The 1,734-nt window shown below is 66.2% G+C and carries 1 protein-coding gene; it reads left to right on the forward strand.

The features are described 5' to 3' along the window. The coding region (locus tag ACYVDE_RS21850; RefSeq protein ID WP_460503654.1) for a glycoside hydrolase family 3 protein at positions 1 to 1,734 on the forward strand (1,734 nt) is incomplete at both ends.

Genomic DNA, 1,734 nt, shown 5'->3' on the forward strand with positions numbered 1-1,734 from the left:
GCCGGCACCCGGCGCGCCAGCCTTCACGCGCTACCTGCACTCGCGCTGGGTCGACAGTCTCATGCGCGCCCTCACGCCCGACCAGCGGGCCGCGCAGCTGTTCATGGTGGCCGCCTACTCCAACCGCAAGCGCATCGATGAGGACTCCATTTCGGCCCTCATTCAGCAGTCGGGCATTGGCGGGCTCATCTTTTTTCAGGGTGGGCCAGGCCGGCAGGCGCGCCTGCTAAACCGCTACCAAAGCCAGAGCCGCGTGCCACTGCTAGTGGCGCTCGACGGTGAGTGGGGCGTGGGCATGCGCCTGGATAGCGTGGTGAAATTCCCATATCAGATGAGCCTGGGCGGCGAAACCGACACGGCCCTGCTCTACGACATGGGCCGCGAGGTGGCCCGGCAGTTCAAGCGCTTGGGCATGCACGTCAACTTCGCGCCGGTGGTCGATGTGAATAACAACCCCGCCAACCCGGTTATCGGCTTCCGCAGCTGGGGCGAAAACCCGGCCGCCGTGGCCCGCGACGGCCGCCAGTATATGCGCGGCATGCAGGACAACGGCATTCTGGCCGTGGCCAAGCACTTCCCCGGCCACGGCGACGTGGATGCCGACTCGCACCTGGCCCTGCCCACCGTGCGCGTCGACCGCCACCGGCTCGACACGCTGGAGCTGCCGCCCTTCCGCAGTCTCATCGCGGGCGGGCTGGGCGGCATGATGGTGGCCCACCTGAATGTGCCCGCCCTCGACACGGTGAGCGGCCCGAGCACGCTCTCCAAGCCGATTATTGAAGGGGTATTGCGCAAGGAAATGGGTTTCAAAGGGCTGATTTTCACGGATGCTATGAACATGAAGGGCGTCATCTCAAAGTTTCCGCCCGGCGAGGCCGACGTGCGCGCCATCATGGCCGGCAACGACATTCTGGAGTTCAGCAAGAACGTGCCACTGGCGCTGAAAATGGTGCGCGCCGCCGTGGACAGCGGCCGCATTTCGCAGCAGCAGATTGACGAGCACTGCCGCCGCGTGCTGGCCCTCAAGCAGTGGGCCGGCCTGAACCACTACCGCCCGATTGACACTAAAAACCTCTACGAAGACCTTAACGGCCCGCACGCCCAGTACCTCAGCCACCGCCTCACCGAGCTGAGCATCACGCTGCTGCGCAACCAGAAAAACCTGCTGCCCCTGCAGCGCCTCGACACGTTGCGCATTGCCACGCTGGTGCTGGGCGGCTCGCCGCGCGACACCACCGACTTCCAGCGGGCCGTGGCCGACTACGCGCCGGCCGCGCACTTCCACGTGGGCGGCACGCCTTCGCTCGATGAACTGACGAAGCTGCGCGCCGCGCTCAAGCCCTACAACCTCATTCTGGTAAGCCTGCAGAACCTGGGCCGTCTGCCTGCCACCAGCTTCGGCATCACGCCGGAGGATAACATGCTGCTGCGCGAGCTTGCCGACCAGAAGCAGCAACTGGTGCTCAGCGTGTTCGGCTCGGCCTACGCCGTGGCTAAGGTGCGCGACCTCGACCGCGCCGGAGCCGTCATCATGGCCTACCAGGAAAGCCCAAATGCCCAGAATCTTACCGCTCAGGCCATTTTCGGCGGCATCGCGGCCACCGGCAAGCTGCCCGTGACGGTGAGTGACCGGTACCCGCGCGGCTTCGGCCTGCGCACCGCCGCCGGCTACCGCCTGCGCTACGCCACCCCCGAAGACGAAGCCATGGACCCCCGCCTCGAAGCCCGCGTCGA

Source organism: Hymenobacter agri, assembly GCF_054778495.1.